Genomic DNA, 20,032 nt, shown 5'->3' with positions numbered 1-20,032 from the left:
TTAATAAAAAGCCTCAAAAAATTATCACTTTTTGAGGGCAAACAATTGTAAAGCAGGATGCAAAAATGGTCAATATCCTGGCACCCAGAAGATTGACCACATATCGATTAGGCGGTTTTAAATTTCAGCCTTTTCAGCTTTCAGTATCCGTGTCTTTCACTGTTTTAGCAGCGGTTCTTCGGCGGGTGGTTTTTGCTGTTCCTGCTGTACTTTTTTTCACAGGTTCTACTGTAGCTGAAGCAGATTTTTCTTTAGCTGAAGCTGCAGTATTCTTTGTAACTGCCGGTTTCCGCACTGATCGCTTAGGCTCTGCAACCGTATCTTTTGCTGTTGTCTCTGCTTTTTTCTGCGTGACTGCACTGGATTCACTGTCAGGAGTCACTTCTGTTTCGGCTTGCTGGAGGCTCTTTTCCTGTTTCACTTTTTCAATCTGTCCAATCAGTTTAGGGGCAGCCTGACTGATCAGCTCCAGGGATTTTTCATAGGCAGCAACAGGAGACAGGCCTGTATCTTTATGATCAATAAGATAGGCTCTTGCGCCTGAAAATACCTGCTGTGCTTTAGTATTTACATCTTCAACCAGTTTCCAGCTGTAAACAGCACTGACTGATGCACTGATCAACGGAGTCAGTTTCCCCAGCACAGATACTTTTGGAATATTGTTCAGCCATGCCCATTTCAGCTCACCTTCATCAGTAGTCAGCCATTTTTTCAGAGCTTCAAGATCATTACCTGACCCCAGTAAAAGCTGTAACTGTTGAACATCATGAGTTTTCAGCACATTGGACACCGCTTTCAGCCCAAGCAGCATTGCCTGTTTTTCAGCAATCAGTCCCAGATCAACCTGTCTGAAAATAAACTGCACAATATCCTGCTCTGTTTCTTTATTCAGCTCAAATCCATAAGAACGCCCAACCTGATAAATTGTGCGGAGTGCCAAAATAATGGATGCGGGAATATCAACTGCTGATCCAACCGCACCTGTTGCTCCAGTTAAAGCACCCTGCACAGATGCAATCCATTTATTCTGCTCTGCAAATGCCTGACTGATGCGGCGGGAACGGTCCACATCCTGAGTCAGCTCCTCAAGATCACGGATGCCGGCTTCATCCAGCAATGCATCCACAGAGCTGATATCTGAACTGAAAGTATTCAGCTGTTCAAAAAAATAGTCAGAAATACGGTCCGACAACTGAGGTGACACAAAGTGTGCAACCTGATTGACTTTGCCATAATGTCTGCCGAGCACCTGCCGTGAAACCTGGGGTAAATGATCTTTCAGCATCTGCTTCGGGTCTTCATATTTCCGGGCTTCAAAAGCACCCATTTTTCGGGCACTGCCCTCTACAACCTGATGACCCACCAATGGCTGAGTGATGCGTGTGACACTGTCAGGTGCAACCTGATTCAACAGCTGAATCCCTGTAGAACTGAGCTTTTTAGCCACTCCAAAGGCACTGGAGATGATTCCGCCTGATTGTTTATTTTTAGTATCTGCCATTCCTTACCCCTCTGTTCCCAATGCTTGCTTTTATTGATAAATACTAGGTGCTGTCTTAGTTTATCTCAAGTTGAATGTAGCGTGTTAATCCCTGTCCAATTGTATACAGTTGTAAATTTCCACAGACCGAAATAGGCATAACATTTGCCATAAGAATTCAAAAGTCTTTCTGCTATCATGAGTTCAGCTCAAAACAGGAATCCAGCTCAGATTTTTCAATCTGTATACAGCTGAGACTCTGTAAAATCACCATATAAGGGAACTGTAGATGAAACGTGTTGTCATCACCGGTATGGGTATTAACTCATGTATCGGCAATACATTGGAAGATGTCACTCACTCTTTAAAAAACGGTATTTCAGGTACTCGCCATAATCCAACTTATGAAGAATTAAATTTCAAAAGCCATGTCAGCGCTGCTGCTGAACAGAACTTTGATGGCATTGACCGTAAACTGAAACGTTTCATGGGTGTCTGTGCAATGTATGCCTACAATGCCGCTGTTGCAGCAGTAGAACATGCAGGTTTAACAGCTGAACAGATCGGTGGAAATCCACGTTACGGTATTGCAGGCGGTTCAGGTGGTGGTTCAACAGCTTCCGTGATTGAAATGAAAGAACTGCTGGAAACTAAGGGTGCCCGTAAAGTAGGTCCTTTCTTTGTACCGCGCAATATGTCAAATACCATTACCGCTAACGTCGGTGTTGCATTCAAATTACAGGGTGTAGCTCACTCGATTACCAGCGCATGTGCAACTTCTGCCGATGCAATTGGTTATGCATACAACCTGATTCAGCTGGGCAAACAGGATCTGATGCTTGCTGGTGGCGGTGAAGAAGATCACTGGTCACAAAGCTTACTGTTTGATGCAATGGGTGCGTTGTGTTCTAAATACAACGAGACTCCTGAAACTGCATCCCGTCCTTATTCTGCGGATCGTGACGGCTTCGTAATCGCTGGCGGTGGTGGTTTTGTTGTACTTGAATCACTTGAACATGCACAGGCACGCGGAGCAAACATCCTGGCTGAAGTTGTGGGCTATGCAGCCAACTCTGACGGCGCAGACATGGTTGCACCATCAGGTGAAGGTGCAACACGCTGTATCCTGATGGCACTTGAAGAAGCAAAACAGCATGGCGTAGAAAAAATTGACTATGTAAATACGCATGGTACATCTACTCCTGCAGGCGATGTGACTGAACTTCAGGCAATGGGTCGTGCTTTTGGTGAAGGCAATGTGCCACCACTCAGCTCAACCAAGTCCATGACCGGTCACAGCCTGGGTGCTGCAGGTGTACAGGAAGCAATTTACTCTGTACTGATGATGCAGAATGACTTCATTGCACCAAACATCAACGTGACTGAACTTGATGAAGGTACAAAAGGCTATGATGTCGTACTTGAAAAACGCGACACAAAACTGAATACTGTCATGAGTAACAGTTTCGGTTTTGGCGGTGTAAATGCCTGCCTCGTTTTCAAAAAATGGGAAGGCTGATTTAAGTAATTCTGATCATTCACAGTATCAGACTGTGAATGATCAAATTCTGACACTGCCCTTTAAAGGGTAAATTGATGGACGCTCCTTCAGAAGCTTTCCTTTGGGTCAAAGCACTTCATATCATTGCAGTTGTTTGCTGGTTTGCTGCATTGTTCTATCTCCCCCGCCTGTATGTCTACCATGCCATGAGTGATGATGCTGTGAGTCATCAACGCTTTGAAGTCATGGAACGTAAGTTGTATCGTGGCATTATGTGGCCTGCGATGATTGCAACTTTAATCACTGCACATTTCCTTGTCGACTGGGGTGATGCAACCCGACATTATCATGAAGCCTTGTGGTTTTATCTCAAAGTTGCTTTGGTTGGTCTTCTGGTGATTTACCATTTTGTCTGTGGTTATTACCGTAAAAAACTGATTGGCAATGCACACTACAAATCACACAAATTCTGGCGTTTTTTCAATGAGATGCCGACATTTATTTTAGTTGCCGTGATTATTTTAGTGGTGGTTAAACCGACTTTTTAAATTGTGTTATCAAAAATTTAAAACCTCCTGTTGGAGGTTTTTTTTATTCTGATCGGATAAAAGCTTTACGAATTTTAGAATTCAACGGCATTGAATAATACTTTTCAATTGCCCACTTCAAGATAAAGATTAGGATAAAATAACACCATTCTATTAAAGTTAGATAATATAAATTAAAGCTTTGCACAGACTCGACTTACATTGAAAAGTTTAAATTGCTTTGCGTAGTCGATGCCTCACTTTTGAAGGATCAAAAGTGACAAAAATCCTTTGTTAGACTGAGGGTAAGTCCCTTTACCCCAGTCTAACAGGCGACATCCATGTCGCCAAACGCGATAGCACCACTGAATATGAAATCTTTAAAGCTTTAACTTTTAAATTAAGTTAATTTAAAATATTGGTATAAGTCAGTTACAGTATTAACTATCAATCTACCGTTTATTTCCAATCTGAAAATATAAATCTCCCAAAGTTTGAATCAATGCAGTACTCGCTGGTTGCAAAGGAAACATGAACTCATTTTTTATTTTTCCATGCGATGCCAGTAAGCCTTTGATCGGAGCAGGATTAGGTTCAGCGAACAGACATTTAATCAAAGGAGTCAGAGAACTGAAAATACGTTGTGCCTGTTCTAACTGCCCTGCCCGAATATATTTTTCCATCTGTACATAACGTTCAGGATAGAAATGAACAGCAGCACCTATTGCACCACTTCCTCCCATACATAATGTCTGAAAGATATTAAAATCCTCACCTGCCAAGACTTGCAAGTTACCATCAGCGATCAGCGCCTGCGTGATTTCTGGCGAACCCGCACAGTCTTTAATTGCCTGAATATTGGGGTGCCGAGCCAGTGTCAGTAAAGAGGAAAGCTCAAGATGGACACCTGTTCGATAAGGAATTTCATAAATAATCACAGGGAATGGACTCAACTCAGCTATTTTCAGAAAATACTCAATCAATCCTTGCTGAGAGGGTCGAATATAAGCGGGCGAAGACACCAGTACCCCTGCCAGATTAAAACGTGATAACTGCTCTAATCGCTGTTGGATCTCATTAAAATTACTTCCTGTCAGTCCTGCAATCACAGGCAATCCATCTGCAGCTTCGATGGTGGTTTTTAGCACCAGATCCTGTTCTTCTGAACTGAGCAGATTTGCTTCACCAGTCGTACTGAGACTGACAAATCCAGCAATACCCGTAGAACGGTATTCAGTCACCAGTTTCTGAAGGGCGTCGCCATCCACAACCTGTTGGCTGAATGGTGTAATTAATGGAAGCCAGATACCTGAAAAATCAAACATCATGATTTTACTCACTTTAAAAAGACGACCGTCTTTGAGTTCAATCAGATGGAGGGAAAATGTATTTAATAAGCAGGGGGTTGTACACTGTTCCGTCACAATCTGACGGAACAGTTGCCCCGGTCAGATAAGCAACTGTTTCTTATGTTTAGATTCTGTCTGAAATACCCACAACTGATCGCCACAGCAGAATGCATGGTTCAGAACAGTTGTCGAAAGGTTCATCAAAATCGTCATTTTTAGAATTTAACTGAAAAATTAAACCAAGACAAGCCGTATTCGCTCAATTAAAAACAAGGTTTTTCCTGCCTTAGACCACATTCTTTCAGAGTAAAACTTATTCAGATTGAATAAACCCTTTTCGTATAGACCTGTTTAACGGCGTCGAATAATACTTTTCAATTGCCCAACTTAAGATAAAAACCAAGATAAAATAAATCGGTAAGAGCATCAACTTTTCAGCAGGCAAGGTTTCTTTGGGGAAATAAAACACTTTAAATATCCCAAGAATAATCAGATGAAACAGATACATTTCATAACTGCGCTGACCAATCCACACCATAATTTTTGCAAAGAATGACTGTGTCTGAGCTTGTGGATTCTGCGCAAAACAGAATATTAAAACTGCAAACAACAAAGCAAATGCACTGATGCCCCATGTGCTGACTTCTTTAATCGGTGCATAGAAATACAATGCAATCATTAAGGCTGAAACAATGCCAATGATCAGATTTTTATTGGGCAATGTACCTGAATACTTTTGAACGATGAGTGCCGTTATACAGCCAATCGCAATACCATCAAAACTTGAAAAATAATGATAGAGATATGCCCCACTTTCTTCACCAAAATGCAAAGAACGGAAATACGGTGCATAACAAATCACAGCGAGCAAAAAGAGAATAAATCCTTTACCGCGACCTAAAAGTACACACAAAACTGGAAATGCCACATAGAAAACTTCTTCTACAGACAGTGACCACAGCACACCCAGTGCATAGTTCACCCAACCATTTTCAATGATCAGGATATTCATCCAGAAAGTAAATGCTGAAAATACGGTCAATCCATAAGACACTTCAATATCATTCGGTGCCTGATTCATGAAAGGCTTTAAACCGAAACTGCCTAACACCGTGACCATTGCCACCAGTAAAACCAGACAGGGAATGATCCGTGCAATACGGCGTATATAGAAATCTTTGAGATTGATCTGAGCTAAAGAAGTACTGCGTTGCAAAGTATGTTGCGTGATCAAAAAACCCGAGATCACAAAGAACATGGTGACACCATAATTACCATTTCGAGCGATCAGCGTACTCAGGCTTTCACCAAAAACCTGTATCCCTAAAAAAGTATCATGCAATTTATATGGAATATTGAAATGGTGAATCAACACCAGAAGTATGGAAATGCCACGTAATACATCTATTTTATAATTTCGCATAATGCTCGTATTCGTTTTAACTGCGAGTATTAAAATAGATTTTTTTAGTGATTGATAATAATTTGTGAAGGCTTTGCAATTCAAATTGTGAGGAAATGTTCAGGAGATAACATTTCGGTATCTCCTGATATTGTATAAAAATAATGATTTACTGGAGTTTATTACGCTTTTTCATACGTGGTTTATACAGTAGCTGATAAGTCACTGCGAGGATAATCACCCAAAGCGGACTGATCATCAGTGCTCTTAAAGTATCAGGCTCTAAACTCAGAATCACCAAAGTGAATGCAAGGAAAATCAGTACCACATACGACATCCATACGCCACCAGGCATTTTAAAGTTTGATTTTTCATGCAGTTCAGGACGCAATTTACGATAGCGGATATAGCACACCATAATAATGCTCCAGATACTGATAAATAAAATCACACATAATGAGGTTGCCAAAGTGAATGCTTCAAGTGTATTCGGCACAAAATACTGCAATGCAGCACCTGCCATGATGAAACTACAAGAGAACAACAAGCCTTTTGCAGGAACAGCACGCTTAGATAGTTCTGCTAATTTTTCAGGTGCCTGACCTTCTTTTGCCAAACCGAAAAGCATACGACTGGTCGAGAACACACCGCTGTTCATTGACGACATGACTGAAGACAGTACCACCAGATTCATGATAATCGCAGCTGAAGCAATACCTGCATGCATAAACAGAGTCACGAATGGGCTTTGATCAGCAGGAATCTGATTCCACGGCGTCACAGACATCACGATGAATAATGCTAAGACATAGAATAAAATAATTCGTGTAGGGATCGCATTGACTGCTTTCGGTAGGTTTTTCTCAGGATCTTTGGTTTCAGCTGCCATAGTCCCAATCAGCTCAACCCCAACAAAGGCGAATAAAGCGATCTGGAAACCAGCGAGGAAACCACTGCCACCTTGCGGGAACATACCGCCATGCGACCAAACATTGCTGAAACTTGCCACTGAACCGCTTGGCGCCTGGAAATGGCTGAACACCATAAAGCCACCAATCAAAATCAAACCAATAATGGCTAAAATCTTGATCAAGGCAAACCAGAATTCGATCTCACCGAACAGTTTAACGGTCAGTAAGTTAATACCCAAAACCAGTAAAACACAGCCTGCGCTGATCATGGCTTGTCCCATGGGGGTAAATGCCGTTCCCTCGGGTAGCCAGAAATTCAGATAATTAATAATGGCGGCAAGGTCAGCAATCCCGACCAGAATCCAGCCGAGCCAGTATGACCAACCGATGTAATAACCAGCACCAGGACCAATCAGGTCGTGTGCCATGTCGATAAAAGATTTGTAATGTAGATTTGAAAGCAGAATTTCACCCAATGCACGCATCAGAAAAAAGAACATTGCACCAATGATCATGTAAATGATCAGAATAGATGGACCTGCAAGAGAGATGGTTTTCCCAGATCCCATAAACAGACCTGTTCCAATCGCGCCACCAATCGCAATCAACTGCAAATGACGGTTGGAAAGTTTTCGTTGTAGCTCATGTGGCGACGATTGTCCGTCATCTGGATGGCTTGAAGTTGTCATAAAAATATCCTTTTTGACATTTCTTTCAGATCAAACCCGCTTTTGGCGTCAGAACATCCTCGTTCCTGTGTTTGATCCAGACCGACTGAGCACTATGGGTGGCATAGTGCCGAGTCGAATTATATTTACAAAAAATTAAGCCTGCGCTGCCGTGACTGCAATTTCAATCAACCAGTCTGGATTGACCAAATCAGCTTGAATCGTTGCACGTGAAGGCGTTACACAACCTTTTAACCAATCGATCCAGACGGTATTAAAGGTCTGGAAATCAGAAAGGTTCTTAATATATACATGTGCAGACAATAAGCGAGATTTATCAGTATTTGCTGAAGCCAATAGCTGATCAATCGTTGCTAAAATATCCAAAGTCTGCCCTGTAATATCGGCATCGGTATTTTTAGGCACCTGTCCTGATAAATACACAACTTTATTGAATATTGTCACAGCACTCATCACTTCTGTGCTGTTGATCTTTTGTATATCGCTATGCTGAGTCATTGTGACTTCCTTTTTTTCAATTAATGATTTACTAAAAAAATGCATTCTCAATGCGTATTTTTTAATTTTAATTTTCAAGCATGAACGGGACACGTGCAGTCACACCACACATCAGTTCATAACCCACTGTGCCTGAACTTGCTGCCACATCATCAATAGGCAACACCACACCATTTGAAGATTTGCCCCACAACACCACTTCACTGCCGACTTCGGCTGCAGGGATATGGGTTAAATCCACAGCCAGCATATCCATGCTGACGCGACCGATGGTTTTAGTCAGAACATCATTGACTAAAATCGGGGCATCTATGGAAATACGCTGATAACCATCTGCATAACCACATGCCACGATGCCAATTTTCATCGTTTCTGTCGCAGTGAACTTTGAACCATAACCCACTGTTTGCTCCGCTTGAATCTCTTGAATGGCAAGAATTTCACTGCGTAAGCTCATGGTCGGCTTGAGATTCCAGTCCTGAATGGAATGTGTTGGGAAATCGGGCGAACTGCCGTAGAGCATGATGCCACTACGTACAGTATTGGATAGAAGCTGTTGAGAATGTCTTAAAATGGCTGCGCTGTTGGATACGGTACGATCACCTGGAAGATCACGAACCGTTTCTTCAAATACGCCATATTGATAATCAATACCGGACTGTCCAAGACGCTCACCATCTGCATCTGAAAAATGCATCATGTGGGTAATGGATTTGATATTGCTGAGTTGATTGAGCTTTTCCCATGCAGCACGGTATTGTTCAGGTGGAAAGCCTAAACGGTTCATCCCACTGTTCATTTTCAGATAAACATCAAACTGTGCAGGCTGTGAAAATTCAGCCAACCATTGAATCTGATGCGCACTGTGAATGGTAAAACTCAGATTTAAATCCAGACAGACCTGTAAATCCTGCGCTGAAAAAATGCCTTCCAAAAGCAGAATTTCACCTGTCCAACCCAACTGTCTAAGTCGTTTGGCTTCATCCAAATCCAGTAATGCAAAACCATCTGCTGATTTAAATGCCTCATAAACACGTTCAACACCATGTCCATAGGCATTGGCTTTCACCACAGCGAATACTTTGCTTTGTGGTGCATATTGCCTGGCAATATTCAGGTTATGTTGCAGTGCATCCTGATGAATCACTGCACAAATCGGTCTAGGCATTTTATTCGTCCCTGAATAAGTAGATGGTAGTCGTAAATATCAATTAAGCAGCGTGCGGATAGCGTTTGATTGATAAACCTTCAGTACTGATGTCTGTTTTATGGTTCAGGACTAAATCACTGATCAGTTTTCCTGAACCACATGCCATCGTCCAGCCGAGCGTGCCATGACCTGTATTGAGGAACAGATTTTTAAAGCGTGTCGCACCGATAATTGGCGTACTGTCAGGAGTCATTGGACGTAAACCTGTCCAGAATGAAGCCTGAGCCAAATCACCACCTGGGAATAAATCCTGTGTGACCATTTCAAGTGTACCGCGACGATCTGTATTTAAGCCGTGATTAAAACCACTCAGTTCAGCCATACCACCAACACGGATACGCTGATCAAATCGAGTAATCGCAATTTTGTAGGTTTCATCTAATACAGTTGATTGTGGTGCATAGTTTGCATCGACAATAGGAATCGTCAGTGAATAGCCTTTGACTGGATAAACAGGTAAGTTCAATTCAAGTGGTTTTAAGAAATCACGTGAATAACTACCAAAAGCCAGTACATAACGGTCTGCTGTCAGAACTTCACCATTGACCACCACACCTTTAATTTCATCACCTTCAACCACCAGTTTTTCAACATTCTGGTTAAATTTAAACTCCACACCTAAATCTTTAGCGAGGTTTGCCAAAGCATTGGTAAATAAGTAGCAGTCACCTGTTTCATCATTTGGTAAATGTAAACCACCAACCAGTTTATCTTTTGCATGTTCAAGTGCTGGTTCAACTTTGGCTAAATCATCTTTGAGAAGTAATTCATGTGGAACGCCACATTCTTTTAATACGGCAATATCGCGTTGTACCATCTCAAGTTGTGTTTCGTTACGGAAAACCTGTAGTGTTCCTTTTGAACGGTTTTCGTAACTGATGCCTGTGTCTTTACGTAGCTCACGTAAACAATCACGGCTGTATTCTGCAACACGGGTCATACGTTCTTTGTTGATGGCATAACTTTCTGCATTGCAGTTTTTCAGCATTTGCGCCATCCACTGCAGTTGCCACATACTGCCATCAATATTGATTGCCAACGGTGCATGATGCTGAAACATCCATTTCACGGCTTTGAATGGAATACCCGGAGCAGCCCACGGTGTCGAGTATCCAGGAGAAATTTGCCCTGCATTACCAAAGCTGGTTTCTTCAGCTGGTCCTGCCTGACGATCTAAAACTGTAACTTCTGCTCCCTGCTGCGCGAGGTAATATGCACTAGCTACACCAATCACACCACTACCCAATACGATTACACGCATTTCTTATCCTTTACACACATAACAGTTTATTTAACTAGTATATTTGTGGATAAATAGTTTATTTCACTATTTTTAGCGCTATAATTCAGGTGTTTTAATCTTTTGTCGTGAAAAAATAACAAAAAGAGGAAAATATTCATGCGCAAATTAGACCGTATTGATCGGATGATTTTAGAAATTCTACAGAATGAGGGTCGTATTGCCATCAGCGAACTGGCTGCCCGAGTCAGTTTATCCACTACGCCCTGCTCAGAACGTGTAAAACGACTTGAACGTGATGGTGTGATTATGGGTTATCACGCACGACTCAATCCAAAGCATTTAGACCGCAATTTACTGGTATTTTTAGAGATCAGTTTATCGGCAAAGTCAGGGGATGTTTTTGAGCAGGTTGCCAAAGACCTGGTGGAAATTCCCGAAGTACAGGAATGTCATCTGATTTCAGGTGATTTCGATTATCTGGTCAAAGCACGACTTAAAGAAATGACTGCGTATCGTCGCCTATTGGGTGACCTACTGAAGAAACTCCCATCTTCCGCATCTTCACATAGTTATATTGTGATGGAAGAGATTAAGGAATGTTTGTATCTGGATGTGGAATAAAGGCTGTTGCTGCAAATTTATTCAGAATAAAACCTTTCATCCTCTTGCGGAGTCTTCACTCCTCATGCCTGAGCCATATATGCTGTAAGAGAAAGGACTTTTAATATTCATTTTATTACTGAGTATCATGACTTTTGACTTGCTCAGTAAATATAAGAATGTAGAGATGAACTTTTAAACCCATCTCTACACATTTCATCAAACCCAGTTCAACAGTTCTGAAAACCTGGAAATCCTCGCTTTTGGCTGTGCTTCATCCAGTTCTTCTTTTGAACCATAACCATATTCTACTGCAATGGTTTCAATGCCATTTTTACGAGCACCAAAAATATCATGCTCACGGTCACCGACCATTAAGCATTCTTCAGGGTTTAACTGCTCTTTTTCTAAAATATAAGTAATAAGTTCGCCCTTATTGGTACGCTCACCCGTCAGTTCACTGCCGTATGGGTAGTCGAAGTATTTCAGTAAATCAAAATGATCCAGAATCTGACGTGCATATACTTCGGGTTTAGCCGTCGCTAAAAACAAACGATAGCCCTTATTTTTCAATGCCTCCAGCGTTACCGCAACATCATCAAAAACATGGTTTTCATATAGCCCTGTCACTGCAAAACGCTCTCTGTACCCAAGCAAAGCTTGCTCTGCCAGAACATCATTTACATCGACATTCAACAGTTTTGCCAAAGAGGCTTTCAGTGGTGGACCAATAATCCAGTCAATATTTTCACTGTCAGGAATCGGATGCCCAACTTTATTCAGCCCATAACGTGCAGAGGTGGTAATGCCCACTTTGGGATCAGTCAAAGTCCCATCCAGATCAATTAAAAGATGCTTAATCATGAGTTCATCCTGCCATTACAGAAAATATGACTTTTACTGAAAACACTGTTTTACAGAAATCAGTGTCGAGAGTTGCTTCAAAGTTGCCTATACTAACGCAAATTGTGATTTTAAGGACATGGCTGTGCGCCCAACCGTACTTTGTTTTTCAGGTCTTGACCCTTCTGGCGGTGCAGGAATACAGGCAGATATTGAAGCTATTGGGCAAAGTGGTGCACATGCAGCCATCGCCTGTACCGCACTGACAGTTCAGAACTCTCAGCAGGTCTTTGGCTTTGAAGCGACTTCTAAAGAATTATTACTTGCACAAGCCAATGCTGTAGTGGGTGATTTGCCAATTAAAGCGATCAAATCTGGTATGTTGGGTACTACCGATAATATCGCAGCCTTGGCTGAGTTTTTACGGGAACATTCAGATTATCTGTATGTACTTGATCCTGTTTTAGTCGCAAACAGCGGTGGTTCACTGGGCAATCAGGAAACTTTAGTCAAAGCCTTTGTAGAACTGATTCCTTTGGCTACAGTACTCACTCCAAACACAGTGGAGCTTCGTGCTTTAACAGGTGAACAGGACCTGGAAAAAGCCACTGCAAAACTGTTTGAAATGGGTGCTAAAGCAGTTCTGGTCAAAGGTGGACATGAAGATACACCTGGCTATATCCGCAATGCGCTTTATGTGAATGGTGAAATGGTTTCCGAAACTAAATGCCCGCGTTTAGAGGGTGAATATCATGGTTCAGGCTGTTCATTGGCAAGTTTTATTGCAGGTCGATTGGCTTTAGGTGATTCATTACAAGTTGCTGTAAATCATGCAGAAGCTTGGTTATTTGGTGTATTGAAAAATGCTGAAACACCTGTTGAAGGTGGTCAGAAAATTCCAAAGCGGTTTTGAGTTGAATTGCTTTTAGCTCCTTCTCTTGCGGGTGAGAAATGAAACTCCGCAAGAGAAGGAGTTTCATAGCCCCTCATCCTCTTGCCGAGTTACCTCCTCATCCCAAAGGGAGAAGGAGCTTTCATTATTAACTTAGGTTCAAGTTAGAAATTTTTTAATCACTTAAATAAATACAAAAATCAAAGCCCTCACATCTTTCGCTATTTATCTCATAACACTTTTATAATTAGAGTAATTACCCTAAAATAATTTTATCCATTATTCAAAGCTGAACACAGCGAATAAAAAGTCGTAAAAACAAGGTTAAGAACAAAATAATTGAAAAGGAATGACTGATGAATTACTCACAATATCAAGATGACCTGAATAAGCTGTTAGAGTCTGAAATCTTTGGTGAAGCTGTTTTTCTTACTGCTGCCAAACATGAGAAATCAGGAGAACATAAACAAAAGTGGCAGGCTTTAGCTGCTCTGGAAACCCAGACCCTTGAGCGTTTTCAGGCATTTTTAAAACAGAATAACTTAAAAGCCACATCTCGCTTACATATCAAAGTTCAAGGCAATACCACAGGTTTTGCATTGGCTAAAATGCCGTGGAAACTGGCGATGTTTTTAATCAAAGATGGTACTCAACCTTTTATGCAAGCCTTTGAACGCTTATGTAAACATGCTGATCAGAATACTCAGATGTTTTTTGAATATGTGCTGAATCATGAAAAAAGTATTTATGAGTTTGCCGATAAAGAGTTGAAAAAGCAAAAGACAACTTCTTTGGATAAAGTAAGATATTTACTTGATTGAAATAAGTATCTTACTTAGTCACTAAGCTATTTTTAATCAAATGGTTTTATCTGCATGACTATCTTTCAAATTCTGTACATGCTGACGATTGGTTTTCCATGACTTTGTAAAGTTTAAAGACTTGAGTATTCAAATTAATATAGATTACATTTTCAACAAAATAATTTATAATTAAAGCAATCAAATTAATGATATTAATGAAAAAATGGTGCAAAAAGGTCCTGAATATGAAAATTTTGCTTTCAATTATTTTACTGCGCTAATTGAACAACGATATTTCGGATTTCCTCCTAATCAATGTCAACTTACACCTCAAAAACCATTTTATTCAAAAGATAGAGAGAAAAATATTTTTTTTGATCTTGTATTGGAAATATTTTTACCACAACAATTAGATCCTTTTTTAATATTTGTAATTGAATGCAAGAATTACAACCATAAAGTCCCTGTTGATGATATTGAAGAATTTGCATCTAAAATTGATCAGATTCGATTTCAAAAAATCAGCCCTATATGTATCACTACTGTTGGTTTCCAATCAGGTGGATTAACTTTTGCAAAAAATCGAGGAATTACACTTTGGAAAGTTATACAAGCTTATGAAAATCAAGAACCTGAAATTGTATTAAATCGCCAGAAAAAACGTATAAAACTGTTAGAACAAGAGATAAAATTGGCTTTGACAGACAACACATATCGCGATTGGAAGTTTGGCAATACTTTCATTCAAACACCAAGAAAATTTACACTTTATCCTAAAGACTATATTAATGAAATCATCTCAAATGAAAATGATAAAGCTATTCAGTTAAAAAATTTTAATAACCAGAAAATAAATGTTCCTTATTTATCCAAATCTAAAATCTCATTAATCGCTGAAGATATTTATAATCAGTATAAATTCAACAATGGAAAACTAGATATTTTTAAAATTTTAAATAGCTTTAATATTTCAGTATTCTCAACTGAAGAAATTTTAGATCAAGCTACAATAGCTGAAATTAATTTCAGTCAGAAGAAAATCACTCTTTTTGGAAAAAATTACTTTTCAGAAACTCAAGTAAATTTTGCACTTGCTCATGAAATTGGTCATTTTCTTCTAGGGCATGATAGATATTTAAAAACTGAACGCCAAACTCTCAATATATCAAAAGGAATTGAGCTTAGAAACTCTTTACCAATAAACTTAGATAGAATTGAATATCAAGCAAATTATTTTGCTGCCTGTTTATTATTACCTGAAACAGCCCTTACTAACACCTTTATCTCGCTGATAGATAAATATAATGTAACTTATAGAGGTTTTACACTTCTATATGTTGATGAGCAACCTTGTAATTTAGATAATTACAACAAAATTTGCATACCTATTGCGAATTTCTTTATGGTTTCACAAGAAACTTTAAAAATTAGATTAACAGAACTACGATTAGCAAAATTTAATATTAAGGGTAAGGCTAAAGCATTGGATAATATTATGCTATCAACGCACCTCCAACTTTAACAACATATCCTTATTCTCTAACCCACCTGCAAAACCCACCAGTTTCCCATTTGCTCCAACAACCCGATGACACGGCGCAATAATCGAAATCGGATTTTTACCATTGGCAGCACCCACCGCACGAACCGCTTTGACATTACTAACCTGTTCTGCAATCTGTTTATAACTACGGGTTTCACCAAAAGGAATCGTCAACAAAGCTTGCCAGACTTTCTGCTGAAACTCAGTGCCCTCAAAATCTAAAGGCAAATCAAAAACCTGACGTTGCCCTGCAAAATATTCATTCAACTGTTTTTGTGTTTCGAGCAAGATCGGATGCTGTATATCTTCAATCAATTCCGCCAAACGAACACGATTGGGATTTTCATTTTCCCAAAGTACAGCGACTAAAGCTGTTTCAGTCGCTACGAGCTTGAGCTGACCGACAAGAGAAGCCATCTCCATGAACGATAATTTCATCGACTTCTCCTTGAACCAATACGCATTAAGATGATGAGAGTTTCATCAATATTAACCCAGAAATGATTAAAACCGCAGCCAACATACGCATAGCAGATGCAGGTTCACCTAAAAAGAAAATCCCGACTGCAAATGAACCCACTGCGCCAATCCCTGTCCACACAGTATATGCAGTACCGAGCGGTAACGTTTTCATGGCATAGGACAATAATGCAAAACTTGCAATCATGAAAACAATGGTCAAAATACTTGGTGTCAGTTTACTGAATCCATCAGACACTTTCATAAAATATGCCCAGACTACTTCCAGTAAACCCGCAACAACCAACAACACCCAAGCCATAATTTATTCCTTACATACGAAAAACAGTAAGGCGAATAATTCAACCTTACTGTCCAAAATTAATTTACATTTAAACTTATGAAGATGAGAGTTTCATCAATACCAGACCTGAAATGATCAAAACAGCAGCGAGCATACGCATGGCAGAGGTTGGTTCACCTAAAATAAAGATCCCGACCAAGAATGAACCAATCGCTCCGATTCCTGTCCAGATGGTATAGGCAGTCCCCAACGGCAATGTTTTCATGGCATACGCCAAAAGACCAAAACTTAAGATCATGAAAAATATAGTGATAACGCTCGGTGTGAGCTTTGTGAAACCCTCGGACATTTTCATGGTATATGCCCAAACGATTTCAAAGACACCTGCAAAAATAAGAACGATCCAAGCCATGACGACCTCCAAATTTTAATTAGAGTCAGGTCGTCCTGACGATTTTTCTTGGTGCAATTTTTAGAAATAAAGCACGAAGGGAGGTCGTTCCTCCTTTGAATAATTAAATACTAACTGATTTTGCGACATATTTGGGCATGATTTACAAAACTTGACCCAAAATACACCTATAAAATCTAGGGCTTTAATTGTTAAAGCCCTAAAATAGTTCATTATTTAAAACATCAAAGTTCAGGTCTAAAACTTAAACCTGATCCCTGCACCATAGAGCCAACCCTTTTCAGAATCACTTTCAACTTGCCACGGCGTTGCATCATTGCCTTTGGAATATTCATAAGCAATATCGATATAAGGCATGACTTTTTTACTGATCTCATAACGGGTTTCAATCCCTGTTGTGACAGCACTTAAACCTGATTTTTTGGCATATTTAGACTCATCATTAAATACCACATCGACATTCAAATACGGTCGAACAATCAACTTCTGCGTCAGCAATAAATCACGTTCAGTTTCCAGACTAAAGCCTGAATAATTGTCCTCACCTACATAGAGATAAGCATCTGTTTCAAAAAAATATGGTGCCATACCATGCAAGCCAATCACACCATCCAGCTTTTCTTCAGTATCAGTACTGCGCTGATCACGTTCAACTTTTTCCACACGATAGCGCACACCGATCTGCGCATCCCAAAAGTCGGAGATCATCCGACTGTAGAGCATTTTAAAGTCATATTCAGCATCGTGTGATTCATGCTTATCGATATGTGCTTTCAGGAAAACCTTGTTTTCATCTGTCCCGATACGGGTTTCTATTTCAGACTTTAAAGCACCCTTGCCATCTTCGTTGAGCAACCATTTATTATCCACCGTGGTTATCGCATAGATTTGTGCCCCATGTTCTTTGCGATGATCATGCCCTTGATGAGCTGTGTGATCCTCGGGAGCAGAAACTGTTTTTTGCTGATGTTGTGAATGATCCATTGCGCCATGATTCATAGATGCGTGATTCATATTTTCATGATTCATCTGTGAATGGTTCATTTTGGAATGATCCATTGCAGGCATCGCAATCTCTTGGGTTTCAGTTGATGGATCTGAATGATGCCCTTCATGTGCCACAGCCCAAGCGCTGACTAAAAATAAAGAACTTGCCAATACTGTTTTTGGAAATAACTTAGTGATGTGCATGATTATCTCCTTTTAAGTCTTGGTTTTTCGAATCAGTTGAGCCTTTTTGATCAGCTTGATTTTTAGGTTGAGCTGTTTGGCAGTGCGCTGAATGTTCAGCATGGTTCATATGCGCATGCTCACCCTGACGATGTTGTGTACATTCTGCTTCTGACATCGTTGCATGACTCATCGCATGACCTTGTGGCATTTGCTGATTTATCATTTGATGGTTAGACATTTGATGATGTTCAGCATGTTGCTGTTGCATATCATGTGTATGTCCTTCATGCGCCATCGTCCAAGCACTGATTAAAAATAACGAACTTAGCAATACAGCTTTTGAAAATAACTTAGTGATGTGCATGTTGATCTCCCTGCTGTACTGTATTGCTGCTTTTATCTACATTGCTTGTTTGGCTATTTGAAGTATTGTTTTGAATTGGTGTCGTAGTCGTTTCACCCTCTGAAACATTGGCAACGATCAGTTTATTCATCATGCCTGCGCTCATGTGATACAGCAGGTGACAGTGAATCGCCCATTCCCCCAACTCATCGGCAGTCAACAACGCCGTCACAGTTTTTGCAGGTGGCACAACGATGGTGTGTTTGTTCGGCATATCCACGGCAGGCTGACCATTTTCCAGTTGCATAAACATGCCATGTAAATGCATCGGATGCGCCATCATGCTGTCATTGATAAATTTAATTCGGATACGCTCGCCATATTTGACTTTTAACGGCTCTGCGTCACTGAATTTTTTGCCATTAATTGTCCAGATATAACGCTCCATCGTACCGCCCAAACGCACAACCAATTCACTTGTCGCTTCACGGGTATCAGGTTGTGGAGTTAATGATTTTAAATCACTGTATTGCAGGGCTTTATCGCCTTGTGGCGTTGCAGCATTTGCCCAACCTTCCACAACCACATTAGATTTTTTCGCTGTTTTTGCTGTTTTTACTACAGTCATCTGATGTTGTGAATGATCCATTGTGGTGTGATCCGCAGTTTGCGTATTCGCATGATTTCCTGCTTCCTGATCCATCTTCGAATGATTCATTTTTGAATGATCCATGCCCGCATGTTCAGTACCATGCCCCATATCATCCATGGTTAAAATGGCACGTGGGCGCGCTTGTGGCATGTGAATACCATGCGATTGTGGCGTCAATTCATTGTGTAATGTGCCAATCGCAAAACCTGAGCGGTCAATCGACTCGGCTTCGATCTGATAATGTCCTGTCTTCGGCTCAACCACGACATCGTAGGTTTCTGCTGTACCAATGCGGAACTCATCCACAGGTACAGGTTTCACAGGCTGACCATCGGCAGCCACCACTGTCATTTTTAAGTTCGGAATACGCACATCAAAGAACGACATCGCAGAGGCATTGATAAAACGTAGACGCATTTTTTCATTCGGTTTAAACATACCTGTCCAGTTCTGTTCCGGCGTTTTACCATTGATCAAGTAGGTATAACCCGTAACATCAGACATGTCAGTTTTTAACATACGCATCTGATTCCACATTTTGCGATCAGACCACGTGGCTTTTAAACCATCACGTTTCACCTGTTTCCATACATCACCCAAAGTTTCGCGCTGATCCTGATAATATTCAGCGGAAATTTTCAGGTCTTTTTGAATCTGGTCGCTGGTTTTTTCATGGAAATCCGACAGCATCACCACATAGTCACGCTCAGTTTTTTCATGCTCAGAAAGTGGTTTCTTGTCCTTTGGATAAATCACCAAAGCACCGTATAAACCGTCCTGTTCCTGACCTTTGGAATGTGCGTGATACCAGTAAGTTCCGCTTTGACGCACTTTGAATTTATAAACAAAATCGCCTTTCGGTTTAATGCCATTAAACCCGTTAAATCCTGGTACTCCATCCATCAAACCTGGTAATAACAGCCCATGCCAGTGAATCGAAGAATCCTGATTTTTTAAATTATTATGTACATGAATGACTGCATCATCACCTTCCTCAAATTCGAGCAAAGGCGCAGGGAACTGACCATTTACGGTAATACGTTTTAGGGATTTACCTGTGACATTGACCATTCCTTCATCAATGGTCAGATGATATTCCTTGACTGCTGCAAAGCCCCAGGTAGACGAGAATAAAGCAACAGCGACGACGATGCTTTTTGAAAATTGAATAGACATAACTCAACCTTAATTTCTGAAT

General features: G+C 40.5%; 20 protein-coding genes. 6 read left to right on the top strand and 14 right to left on the bottom strand.

What is annotated here, in order from left to right:
- Positions 1-133: 133 nt before the first annotated feature.
- Positions 134-1,501: an EcsC family protein gene (locus tag CDG61_RS04055; RefSeq protein ID WP_087551559.1), complete on the bottom strand. Its 1,368-nt coding sequence runs from the start codon at positions 1,499-1,501 to the stop codon at positions 134-136.
- A 268-nt stretch (positions 1,502-1,769) separates the two neighbouring features.
- Between CDG61_RS04055 and CDG61_RS04050 the strand changes: the two genes are divergently transcribed.
- Positions 1,770-2,999: a beta-ketoacyl synthase N-terminal-like domain-containing protein gene (locus CDG61_RS04050; protein ID WP_087551560.1), complete on the top strand. Its 1,230-nt coding sequence runs from the start codon at positions 1,770-1,772 to the stop codon at positions 2,997-2,999.
- A 77-nt stretch (positions 3,000-3,076) separates the two neighbouring features.
- Positions 3,077-3,529, top strand: a complete 453-nt coding sequence (gene hemJ, locus CDG61_RS04045) for a protoporphyrinogen oxidase HemJ (RefSeq protein WP_087551561.1) — start codon at positions 3,077-3,079, stop codon at positions 3,527-3,529.
- 431 nt (positions 3,530-3,960) lie between these two features.
- Here hemJ and dapA read toward each other — a convergent pair whose 3' ends face one another.
- The 6 genes from dapA to CDG61_RS04015 all read right to left on the bottom strand — a co-directional run bounded on the left by dapA (position 3,961) and on the right by CDG61_RS04015 (position 10,828).
- The gene (gene dapA, locus CDG61_RS04040; protein WP_228199611.1) at positions 3,961-4,836 is read right to left on the bottom strand and encodes a 4-hydroxy-tetrahydrodipicolinate synthase; all 876 of its coding nucleotides are present in this window, start codon (positions 4,834-4,836) and stop codon (positions 3,961-3,963) included.
- 334 nt (positions 4,837-5,170) lie between these two features.
- Positions 5,171-6,280, bottom strand: a complete 1,110-nt coding sequence (locus tag CDG61_RS04035; protein ID WP_087551562.1) for an acyltransferase family protein — start codon at positions 6,278-6,280, stop codon at positions 5,171-5,173.
- Positions 6,281-6,428: 148 nt separating this feature from the next.
- Positions 6,429-7,859: an amino acid permease gene (locus CDG61_RS04030; RefSeq protein ID WP_087551563.1), complete on the bottom strand. Its 1,431-nt coding sequence runs from the start codon at positions 7,857-7,859 to the stop codon at positions 6,429-6,431.
- A 135-nt stretch (positions 7,860-7,994) separates the two neighbouring features.
- Positions 7,995-8,357, bottom strand: coding sequence for a RidA family protein (locus CDG61_RS04025; protein WP_087551564.1), 363 nt, complete (start codon positions 8,355-8,357; stop codon positions 7,995-7,997).
- A 67-nt stretch (positions 8,358-8,424) separates the two neighbouring features.
- A complete protein-coding gene (gene alr, locus CDG61_RS04020; protein WP_087551565.1) occupies positions 8,425-9,525 on the bottom strand; it encodes an alanine racemase in 1,101 nt (366 codons plus the stop codon).
- 43 nt (positions 9,526-9,568) lie between these two features.
- Positions 9,569-10,828 carry a D-amino acid dehydrogenase gene (locus tag CDG61_RS04015; RefSeq protein WP_087551566.1) on the bottom strand — a complete coding sequence of 420 codons (1,260 nt, stop codon included), beginning with the start codon at positions 10,826-10,828 and terminating at the stop codon, positions 9,569-9,571.
- A gap of 138 nt (positions 10,829-10,966) precedes the next feature.
- Between CDG61_RS04015 and CDG61_RS04010 the strand changes: the two genes are divergently transcribed.
- Positions 10,967-11,431, top strand: coding sequence for an Lrp/AsnC ligand binding domain-containing protein (locus CDG61_RS04010; RefSeq protein WP_087513766.1), 465 nt, complete (start codon positions 10,967-10,969; stop codon positions 11,429-11,431).
- Between the two features lie 198 nt (positions 11,432-11,629).
- Here the strand turns inward: CDG61_RS04010 and CDG61_RS04005 are convergent, their stop codons facing one another.
- A complete protein-coding gene (locus CDG61_RS04005) occupies positions 11,630-12,274 on the bottom strand; it encodes an HAD-IA family hydrolase (RefSeq protein ID WP_087551567.1) in 645 nt (214 codons plus the stop codon).
- Positions 12,275-12,398: 124 nt separating this feature from the next.
- On the opposite strand from CDG61_RS04005, the gene CDG61_RS04000 reads away from it, so the two are divergent.
- The 3 genes from CDG61_RS04000 (at position 12,399) to CDG61_RS03990 (ending at position 15,470) form a co-directional block, all read left to right on the top strand.
- On the top strand, positions 12,399-13,166 hold the full coding sequence (locus CDG61_RS04000; protein WP_087551616.1) for a hydroxymethylpyrimidine/phosphomethylpyrimidine kinase: 768 nt from the start codon (positions 12,399-12,401) through the stop codon (positions 13,164-13,166).
- A gap of 335 nt (positions 13,167-13,501) precedes the next feature.
- Complete coding sequence (locus tag CDG61_RS03995; protein ID WP_087551568.1) at positions 13,502-13,966, top strand: hypothetical protein; 465 nt, start codon at positions 13,502-13,504, stop codon at positions 13,964-13,966.
- Positions 13,967-14,171: 205 nt separating this feature from the next.
- Positions 14,172-15,470, top strand: coding sequence for an ImmA/IrrE family metallo-endopeptidase (locus CDG61_RS03990; RefSeq protein ID WP_087551569.1), 1,299 nt, complete (start codon positions 14,172-14,174; stop codon positions 15,468-15,470).
- Here the strand turns inward: CDG61_RS03990 and CDG61_RS03985 are convergent.
- The 6 genes from CDG61_RS03985 to CDG61_RS03960 all read right to left on the bottom strand — a co-directional run bounded on the left by CDG61_RS03985 (position 15,450) and on the right by CDG61_RS03960 (position 20,010).
- Positions 15,450-15,929, bottom strand: a complete 480-nt coding sequence (locus tag CDG61_RS03985) for a methylated-DNA--[protein]-cysteine S-methyltransferase (protein ID WP_087551570.1) — start codon at positions 15,927-15,929, stop codon at positions 15,450-15,452. The two genes, CDG61_RS03990 and CDG61_RS03985, sit on opposite strands and share 21 nt — an antisense overlap.
- A gap of 25 nt (positions 15,930-15,954) precedes the next feature.
- A complete protein-coding gene (sugE, locus tag CDG61_RS03980) occupies positions 15,955-16,272 on the bottom strand; it encodes a quaternary ammonium compound efflux SMR transporter SugE (protein ID WP_087551571.1) in 318 nt (105 codons plus the stop codon).
- Positions 16,273-16,348: 76 nt separating this feature from the next.
- Positions 16,349-16,666, bottom strand: a complete 318-nt coding sequence (sugE, locus tag CDG61_RS03975; RefSeq protein ID WP_087551572.1) for a quaternary ammonium compound efflux SMR transporter SugE — start codon at positions 16,664-16,666, stop codon at positions 16,349-16,351.
- A 237-nt stretch (positions 16,667-16,903) separates the two neighbouring features.
- Positions 16,904-17,857 carry a copper resistance protein B gene (locus CDG61_RS03970; protein ID WP_087551573.1) on the bottom strand — a complete coding sequence of 318 codons (954 nt, stop codon included), beginning with the start codon at positions 17,855-17,857 and terminating at the stop codon, positions 16,904-16,906.
- The gene (locus CDG61_RS03965) at positions 17,844-18,203 is read right to left on the bottom strand and encodes a hypothetical protein (protein ID WP_147387767.1); all 360 of its coding nucleotides are present in this window, start codon (positions 18,201-18,203) and stop codon (positions 17,844-17,846) included. The genes CDG61_RS03970 and CDG61_RS03965 overlap by 14 nt, the downstream gene beginning before the upstream one ends.
- Entirely contained in the window at positions 18,190-20,010 is a 1,821-nt protein-coding gene (locus CDG61_RS03960) for a copper resistance system multicopper oxidase (RefSeq protein ID WP_087551575.1), read from the bottom strand. Before CDG61_RS03960 ends, CDG61_RS03965 begins: the two co-directional genes overlap by 14 nt.
- Positions 20,011-20,032 lie beyond the last annotated feature (22 nt).

The sequence above is a fragment of the Acinetobacter sp. WCHAc010052 genome, assembly GCF_002165295.2.
Lineage (GTDB): Bacteria > Pseudomonadota > Gammaproteobacteria > Pseudomonadales > Moraxellaceae > Acinetobacter > Acinetobacter chinensis.
This window is presented reverse-complemented; position numbering and strand designations above follow the sequence as displayed.

Coding starts and splice junctions, on each gene's coding strand:
- CDG61_RS04055 (WP_087551559.1), bottom strand. CDS start 1,501: ATGGCAGATACTAAAAATAAACAATCAGGCGGAATCATCTCCAGTGCC.
- CDG61_RS04050 (WP_087551560.1), top strand. CDS start 1,770: ATGAAACGTGTTGTCATCACCGGTATGGGTATTAACTCATGTATCGGC.
- hemJ (WP_087551561.1), top strand. CDS start 3,077: ATGGACGCTCCTTCAGAAGCTTTCCTTTGGGTCAAAGCACTTCATATC.
- dapA (WP_228199611.1), bottom strand. CDS start 4,836: ATGATGTTTGATTTTTCAGGTATCTGGCTTCCATTAATTACACCATTC.
- CDG61_RS04035 (WP_087551562.1), bottom strand. CDS start 6,280: ATGCGAAATTATAAAATAGATGTATTACGTGGCATTTCCATACTTCTG.
- CDG61_RS04030 (WP_087551563.1), bottom strand. CDS start 7,859: ATGACAACTTCAAGCCATCCAGATGACGGACAATCGTCGCCACATGAG.
- CDG61_RS04025 (WP_087551564.1), bottom strand. CDS start 8,357: ATGACTCAGCATAGCGATATACAAAAGATCAACAGCACAGAAGTGATG.
- alr (WP_087551565.1), bottom strand. CDS start 9,525: ATGCCTAGACCGATTTGTGCAGTGATTCATCAGGATGCACTGCAACAT.
- CDG61_RS04015 (WP_087551566.1), bottom strand. CDS start 10,828: ATGCGTGTAATCGTATTGGGTAGTGGTGTGATTGGTGTAGCTAGTGCA.
- CDG61_RS04010 (WP_087513766.1), top strand. CDS start 10,967: ATGCGCAAATTAGACCGTATTGATCGGATGATTTTAGAAATTCTACAG.
- CDG61_RS04005 (WP_087551567.1), bottom strand. CDS start 12,274: ATGATTAAGCATCTTTTAATTGATCTGGATGGGACTTTGACTGATCCC.
- CDG61_RS03995 (WP_087551568.1), top strand. CDS start 13,502: ATGAATTACTCACAATATCAAGATGACCTGAATAAGCTGTTAGAGTCT.
- CDG61_RS03990 (WP_087551569.1), top strand. CDS start 14,172: ATGGTGCAAAAAGGTCCTGAATATGAAAATTTTGCTTTCAATTATTTT.
- CDG61_RS03985 (WP_087551570.1), bottom strand. CDS start 15,929: ATGAAATTATCGTTCATGGAGATGGCTTCTCTTGTCGGTCAGCTCAAG.
- sugE (WP_087551571.1), bottom strand. CDS start 16,272: ATGGCTTGGGTGTTGTTGGTTGTTGCGGGTTTACTGGAAGTAGTCTGG.
- sugE (WP_087551572.1), bottom strand. CDS start 16,666: ATGGCTTGGATCGTTCTTATTTTTGCAGGTGTCTTTGAAATCGTTTGG.
- CDG61_RS03970 (WP_087551573.1), bottom strand. CDS start 17,857: ATGCACATCACTAAGTTATTTCCAAAAACAGTATTGGCAAGTTCTTTA.
- CDG61_RS03965 (WP_147387767.1), bottom strand. CDS start 18,203: ATGCACATCACTAAGTTATTTTCAAAAGCTGTATTGCTAAGTTCGTTA.
- CDG61_RS03960 (WP_087551575.1), bottom strand. CDS start 20,010: ATGTCTATTCAATTTTCAAAAAGCATCGTCGTCGCTGTTGCTTTATTC.